The organism is Endozoicomonas sp. ONNA1, assembly GCF_024606325.1.
Lineage (GTDB): Bacteria > Pseudomonadota > Gammaproteobacteria > Pseudomonadales > Endozoicomonadaceae > Endozoicomonas_A.
Genome location: NZ_JAHHPN010000688.1, coordinates 1 through 7,925 on the forward strand (window position 1 = coordinate 1; position 7,925 = coordinate 7,925).

4 protein-coding genes are annotated in these 7,925 nt (G+C 49.1%); 2 read left to right on the top strand and 2 right to left on the bottom strand.

Features of this window, described 5'->3' with window-relative positions; genetic code table 11:
- Positions 1–199: 199 nt before the first annotated feature.
- Complete coding sequence (gene acs, locus KDK19_RS16175; RefSeq protein WP_257292365.1) at positions 200–2,152, bottom strand: acetate--CoA ligase; 1,953 nt, start codon at positions 2,150–2,152, stop codon at positions 200–202.
- 168 nt (positions 2,153–2,320) lie between these two features.
- Between acs and KDK19_RS16180 the strand changes: the two genes are divergently transcribed.
- Positions 2,321–5,791 carry a PAS-domain containing protein gene (locus tag KDK19_RS16180; protein ID WP_257281891.1) on the top strand — a complete coding sequence of 1,157 codons (3,471 nt, stop codon included), beginning with the start codon at positions 2,321–2,323 and terminating at the stop codon, positions 5,789–5,791.
- A gap of 5 nt (positions 5,792–5,796) precedes the next feature.
- Here KDK19_RS16180 and KDK19_RS16185 read toward each other — a convergent pair whose 3' ends face one another.
- Entirely contained in the window at positions 5,797–6,471 is a 675-nt protein-coding gene (locus KDK19_RS16185) for a response regulator transcription factor (protein ID WP_257281890.1), read from the bottom strand.
- A gap of 540 nt (positions 6,472–7,011) precedes the next feature.
- On the opposite strand from KDK19_RS16185, the gene KDK19_RS16190 reads away from it, so the two are divergent.
- The coding region (locus KDK19_RS16190) for a PEP/pyruvate-binding domain-containing protein (protein ID WP_257292366.1) at positions 7,012–7,925 on the top strand (914 nt) is incomplete at its 3' end.

Sequence of the window (7,925 nt, forward strand, 5' to 3'; positions counted from 1 at the left end):
ACGACCTTCGGGTTATGAGCCCGACGAGCTACCAGGCTGCTCCACCCCGCATCAACGAGGAGCGCATAGTATGGACGATGATCCTTAAAGTCAATAAAAGATTAAAAGGCTGCGGTTAATAACCAGATGTAGATTGGATCAAAGAGCCCCGGGATGCAGAGCTCCTTGAGGGATTAAAGATATCAACCCGGGAGCAAGGTCAGCCCGCTAATGCACGGTCCTTAATGAGAGCTTTTACAACAGAAGGGTCCGCCAGTGTTGATGTATCTCCCAGGTTTTCATACTCACCTGAGGCAATTTTACGGAGGATTCGGCGCATAATTTTACCGGATCGGGTTTTGGGGAGGCCCGGAGCCCACTGAATGATATCCGGTGAGGCGATAGGGCCGATTTCCTTGCGAACCCAGTGTCTTAATTCATTCTTGAACTCATCTGTGTACTCAGACTCGGCTATTAGTGTTACGTAGACGTATATTCCCTGTCCCTTGATGTCGTGTGGAAAGCCAACGACAGCGGCCTCCGCGACGTCTTTATGAGAGACCAGTGCCGACTCAATTTCAGCAGTACCCATTCGGTGGCCGGAGACATTAAGTACGTCATCAACACGCCCCGTGATCCAGTAATAGCCATCTGCGTCCCTACGGGCGCCATCGCCAGTGGTGTACATACCCTTAAAGCTGGAGAAGTAGGTTTGAATAAAGCGCTCATGGTCATCAAAGACAGTCCGGGCTTGTCCGGGCCAGCTATCGAGAATAACCAGATTGCCTTCCTGTTCACCTTCGAGTATACGTCCTTCGTTGTCAACCAGGGCGGGTCTGATACCGAAGAATGGGCGGGTTGCAGAACCGGGTTTCAGATCAGTAGCGCCAGGGAGTGGTGTCAACATAGCTCCACCTGTCTCTGTCTGCCACCAGGTATCTACTATGGGGCACTGTTCATTGCCGATGGTTTTGTAGTACCAACTCCACGCTTCGGGGTTGATGGGCTCTCCAACGCTGCCCAGTAGCCTGAGGCTGGAGCGGTGAGTGTTTTCGACAGCCGCATCGCCTTCAGCCATGAGTGCACGTATGGCCGTGGGAGCGGTATACAGAATATTAACCTGATGTTTGTCAACGACCTTACTGATTCTGTTGCAGGCCGGGTAGTTGGGTAAACCTTCATGCATTACTATGGTGGCGCCATTCAGAAGTGGGCCATAAGTGACATAGGTGTGACCTGTAATCCAGCCAATGTCAGCGTTACACCAGAATACATCACCCTCCTGATAGTCAAACACATACTGATGGGTCATAGAGGCATAAACCAGATAACCGCCGGTGCTGTGAAGTATGCCTTTAGGTTTACCCGTGGAGCCCGAAGTGTAGAGAATAAATAGTGGATCTTCTGCATTCATCTCTTCGGGAACACAGTGCTCTGAAGCCGTGGCAGTCAGCTCCTGCCAGTCAATATCACGACCTTCCTGCCAGTTAACCTCTTCACCGGTGTGTCGTAAAACAATGACCTTTTCAATGCTGGTTACTGCCGGGTTTTCAAGAGCTTGATCAACGTTGTTTTTCAAGGGAATCTTGCGTCCGCCACGAATACCTTTATCGGCGGTAATGATCAGTTTGGCACTGGAGTCGATTATTCTTCCTGCCAGAGCTTCAGGTGAAAAGCCGCCGAAGATGACCGAGTGAATGGCGCCAATACGTGAACAGGCCAACATCGCTACGATGGCCTCAACGACCATTGGCATGTAAATGGCTACAACATCACCTTTGCCAACACCCTGACTCTTCAGGCCATTGGCAAAACGACAGACTTGTTCGTGAAGTTCTCTGTAGGTGACTTCTTTACAGGGCTGGTCTTCTTCATCCGGTTCCCAGATGATGGCAACCTGATCGGCTTGTTTGTCGAGGTGACGGTCCAGGCAGTTGAAAGAGGCATTGGTGGTGCCGTCGAAGAACCATTTAATATCGACATTTTCGTGATCGAACGACACATTCCTGATCTGTGTGTAAGGGGTGAACCAGTCGATTCTCTTGCCATGTTCTCGCCAGAACCTTTCTGGGTTAACGACAGATTGCTGGTACATCTCATGATAACGCTCGTTATCTGCCAGTGTATTCTCTCTCTGAACCTCAGTTACCGGGTACACACACACTTCAGTCATAATGAATCCCTAGAGTTATTCTAATTTTTCTTCAGGCAATGTATTGATAGGGTGTTTGTAGTTTTTAGCATTGTGATGCCTGATTGTCATCTTAAGGCGATACCTTCTTCAGGAAATTAGACTTTGGTAGAATAATTCTGTTATTGAATTAGAAAAAAGTAAGAAAGTATGGCTGGATGGTGGTTGGCTCTCATAGCCCTTCTCTATGTGGGGGGATTGTTTTCGGTAGCCTGGTATGGTGATCATGCAGGCGCACAATTACGAGAAAAATGGCGCCCCTATATTTACAGTCTGTCGTTGGCTGTCTATTGCACTGCCTGGACTTTTTTTGGTGCTGTGGGTCAGGCATCTCAGAACATCTGGTCATTTCCGAGTATCTATATCGGGCCCATTCTGGTCTTTGTATTTTTCTGGAAACTGCTCAACAAGCTGGCACGGGTAAGCAAGCGCGAAAATATTACCTCTATCGCTGACTTCATTGCATCGCGTCATGGCAAGTCCAGGGGACTGGCTATCCTGGTTACCCTTTTACTGGTCGTTGGCGTTCTGCCCTATATCGCCTTGCAGCTGAAAGCCATCATCATGGGTTTTGAACTTCTGTCTCCCGCTGCCATGGCTCCCGGGCAGCAGCAGGATGCAGCTCTGTTGGTCACCCTGCTGCTGGCTGTGTTTGTGATTATGTTTGGCACTCGCAGACTGGATACTACAGAACATCAGCATGGCGTCATGCTGGCCATCGCCTTTGAGTCTCTATTGAAGCTGATTGCCTTTCTGGTGGTTGGAGGCTGGATCACTTATCGATTTTTTACAGAAGCCAGCGATCCACTGGTTCATTTTGAAACTGCGTTGGCTAAACCCACGGATGAGAGTCTGTTTTTGACTCTGATGGCCCCAATTATGGTCGCCATGGCGGCTTTTATCTGCCTGCCGAGACAGTTCCATGTTCTGGTGGTGGAAAATCGTGATATCAGGGATCTAAACCGCGCTCGCTGGATGTTTCCTGTCTATCTGCTTCTGACCGCGGTATTTGTACTGCCCATGGCATTTGCCGGAAATACCTGGTTGGGGGAGACGGTATCGCCTGATTCCTTTGTGATGGCTCTGCCAATGCTTCTGGGAAACGACAGCATGGCGGTGCTGGCTTTCATGGCGGGGCTATCCGCCGCCATCAGTATGGTGATCGTAGCAACGATCTCGTTAACGAATATGATTTCCAATGAGATTATGATGCCGCTGATTCTCAGAAGTTCAGGGCATGGCAGCAATGAGTTTTACCGCTTCAGTGGTCTGCTGAGAAATGTAAGACGCACTATCATTATCGGAATTCTATTGCTGGCTTATATCGCCTATCGAGTTATCAGTACCGGAGAAGATCATTTGCTGGCTAGCCTGGGCCTGATCTCTTTTGCCGCAGTGGCACAGTTGGCGCCTTCTGTAGTGGGTTCGCTTTATCTGAGGGAAAGCAACTATAAAGCTGCCTCGGGAGGCATTGTGGCAGGTAGTCTGGTTTGGTTTATCACCTTGATTGTTCCTCTCTTTGTGCAGTCCGGCTGGTTGGACAAAGCGCTGCTTGAGAAGGGCGTGTTTGGGATTGAGGTCTTTAAACCCGGCGCGCTGTTTGGATTTGATCTGACCGGTACCCTTCAGGGAGCGAGCTTTTTTGCACTGGTGATTAATGCTCTGGTTTATATCCTCGGTTGCCTCCTGTTCAGGGTTTCACCACTGGAAAGCCGGCAGGCCAGAAAGTTTGTCGATGCTTCGATGGTCGAGGGCGATCTTTATGATGATATAACCGTCACCGTTAATGAACTGGAGTCACTGGCAAGTCGTTATATGGGAGTGGAGAAGGCCAGAAAACTGATTGCCAATCAAACGACACTGGAGCGCCCTTATCTTGCTGATAGTGAAATGATTGCGACGGTAGAGAGGGTGCTGTCCGGCATCATGGGGGCTTCTTCAGCAAGGCTGGTGATGAAAACGGGACTGACGGGAGATAATGCATTAATTGAAGATGTCGAAGCCGTGGTTGGTGAGGCGTCCGAAGTTTTGCAGTTTAACCGTGAGTTGCTGACCGGTGCCATAGAACACATCAATATCGGGGTGAGCGTCGTTGATCGCGATCTCAGGCTGGTGGCCTGGAATCAGCGATATCTGGAACTTTTTTCTTATCCGGAAGAGATGATCAAAGTTGGGCGAGATGTGGCTGATATCATTCGTTACAATGCCGAAATGGGCCTCTGTGGTCCCGGAGATGCGGCTACTCATGTTCGCAAGCGTATCCATCATATGATGCAGGGAACAGCCCATAAGTCCGAACGGATACGTGATGATGATCGGGTCATTGAAACTCGGGGTTATCCGATGCCAGGCGGAGGCTTTGTAATGAGCTTTACTGACATCACCGAGTTTCGTCAGGTAGAAACAGCCCTGAAAGAAATCAACGAAAGTCTGGAGCAAAGGGTTGAGGAAAGAACCAGTGAGTTGCATCGCCTGAACCGTGAGTTGATGAGTGCCAAGGGGGCTGCAGAACGGGCAAATCGGTTGAGATCCAAGTTTTTTGCCGCTGTTAGCCATGACTTGATGCAGCCTATGAATGCCGCCCGGTTGTTCGCTTCTACTCTGGATTCCAGTCTGACGGAGACTGAACACAAGCAACTGTCCAGTCATCTGAACAGTTCTCTTCAATCTGCAGAAGAACTGATCAAGGATCTGCTTGATTTATCCCGTCTGGAGGCTGGTAAGCTTAAGGCGAATTTCAGAGACTTTCCGCTGGCTGAAATTCTGGACCCTTTGAAAGCTGAGTTCGACTTGTTGGCACAGGAAAATTATCTGAGCTTTAGAGTAGTTCAGCAGTCCGTCTGGGTACACAGTGATCCGGTTTTGTTAAGAAGGGTGTTACAGAATTTCCTCACGAACGCTTTCCGCTACTGTAACGATCAGGAAGGGAAAGTCATGCTGTGTTGCAGAGAGCGTTCGGGAGAGCTGTGTATCGAGGTCAGAGACAATGGTTCTGGTATACCGGAGGAATTGCAATCCGCTATTTTCGGAGAATTTGAGCGGCTACACCAGGGCGAAAAAGGGCTGGGTTTGGGGCTTTCTATTGCCCGTGGAATTGCCGCAGTGCTGCATCAATCCATCGAGTTGAGATCCCGTGAGCATGCGGGTACGACCTTTTCCATCCGGGTGCCTCTCGCAGAGGCCAAAATAGTCAGGCAGATTCCTTCAAGAGCGGCATCCAAAAAAAACATGAGTGGAATGACGGTACTTTGCATTGATAACGAACCAGAAATATTGCTGGGCATGGAAAGCTTGCTGACCCGCTGGGGTTGTCAGGTCAATTCTGCCGGTAGTGTGAAAGAAGCATTTAAGGTTGTCGAAGAGTGTGGGCTGCCAGATGTTATGCTGATCGATTACCGCCTCGATGATTGTATGGATGGCATCCAGCTGACCGGAGAATTACGTAAACTGTCGTCTTTGTTTCTGCCAGCGATTCTTATTACTGCCGATAAACAGGACAGTGTTCGTGACCGTTGTCGTGATCAGGATATCAAGTTGATGGGAAAACCGATCAAACCTGCCTCACTCAGAGCCTTGATGTCATCGCTCACGGCGCCTGCCAGAGTCCTTTTTGAGCCATGAGTAGATTAAGCGTGAGTGGTAGATGGGCCGTCATCACCTGCGGAGGGCTGATCAATTTCCAGCTCATTCATGGCAATCACTGCCTGGGTTCTGTTGCGAACGCCCAGCTTTTTGAAAATGGCTGTGACATGTGCTTTTACAGTGGCTTCTGATACTTCCAGTTCATAAGCAATCTGTTTGTTCAACAGTCCCTCGCTGATCATTCCCAGTACTCTGAATTGTTGTGGTGTCAATGCGGCGAGCTTTAGTTCCAGTTCTGATCCCTGACCCTGTTCTGGCAGTTCGGGCAGCCATTCCGGTAACCAGTTATCACCTTCAAGCACCTGGGTCACGGCATTTTTCAAAACATCCAGTGGCGAGGATTTCGGGATAAATCCATGGGCGCCGTGTTGCATGGAGCGATGGATGATCTGCGAATCCTCAGAAGCGGAAACAATAACAACCGGGACTTGAGGATATTGCCCCCTCAGAAAGATCAGGCCGGAAAGGCCATGAGCACCCGGCATGTTGAGATCAAGAAGGATCAAATCAGGAGACAGCACTTGTTCAAGGATATTCTGCAAGGCTGCGATAGATCCGGCTTCATAAATTTCAGGGCTCTCCAGCCCCTGACGCAGAGCTGCCTGTAATGCGGCTCTGAATAATGGGTGGTCGTCTGCAATGATGATCTTGTTTTTCATGAGCTCAGAGTGCCATTTACCTGGTGAGCTGTAAAGGCTGACCATTGTTATTGTTTTGGAAGCCGGGTCTGGCATCAAGTCCCGACTGTTTTCCGAACAATGTCTCTATCGGCAAGAGTGCTTCACTCTTTGGTTTTCAGGGCCTGTCATGGTCTGCTCATGAGTGTTCTTGTTGGCATCTGAACGGCTGAATTTTTATACCCTGATTAAATTGTGTGTTCCAGGCTGACGGTTGAACTTTATAAAAACATCATTGTCGAAATAAAAATAATTTCTTAACGCACAGCCGTCGGATTATAGATGAATACTGGCATGAGACGGGTATCTTGATATTACTTGCTAATGATCCGCTATATGCCAGACAACGGTTGCGAAATGATAAAAAACTTGTACTGGCAATCATCTCGGTACATCAAGATGGTCTGAAATAGGTGAATGGAGAACTAGAGAATGATAAGGGCGTCGACATGGCTTCGGTCACTTAATATGGCAACGTGCTTGCAGATGCCGGTCTGGAAGAAGAACATAAACATCAGAGGGATGTCTGGGTTACACGCTCATTTTGATCGTTCAAATCATCAAATCCCGACAACGAATCCAAATCAGAATACCGGGACTCTCATTCCAGCTAACGGGGCTAACCGTTTACCCAAAAGATATTTCAGTTCCTTTAATGCCATTATCTTTCCCTGTCAAACGCCACTAGCCAATCGAATCTGCCGTATACATATTTCAACCCCACTAAACCAGGTTAATGACAACTCTCCCTCCAACCGGCAACAACTTGGGGGCAAGGGGATGTTTTTGCGGCGTATGCAGGAAGCAAGTTTACCTGTTCCACCCTTCAGAAGTGTTACAGCCCAGACGACGAATGCTCTTGAACAACACCTTCTGGATACTCTTCGTATAGCCCCTTATTGTCCTGATATAGTCGATGAACTGGGGCCAGAGACCAGCCTGAAGAACATCAGGGAATACTTCAATGCCTTGCCACCTTCAGAGCAGACCAAAAGGGATAACGGGCTGGCGGGTCTGGCGAAATTTATTGCCAGTCATGACTTTTACGAACAGGTTAAAGATTCTGAAGCGGCCCGGCATGTCAGGGGTCTGCGCTGTCAGCTGGACGGACCCTTCATATCACAGCCGGTGATTGTCCGCAGTTCTGGCATCAACGAAGATAACTACGGCAATGCCCAGGCAGGCAAATACCTCTCGGAAGTTCAGGGAGAAGAGGATGTTTTTCGTACCTGCCTTAAGGTTATGGCCTCAGGTTATCGTCCTGAAGTCTGTCCCGAGGGTATCCCTCAACCCATGGCGCTGATTATTCAACATTGCATTGATTGCCAATATGGCGGGGTAGCTATGAGCTTTCAATCCTTTCAGGATGATTCCGTCAGGATTGAGTACACACCCGGTCAACCCAGAGGCGCAGTGGCAGGACAGTCCGGTAATAC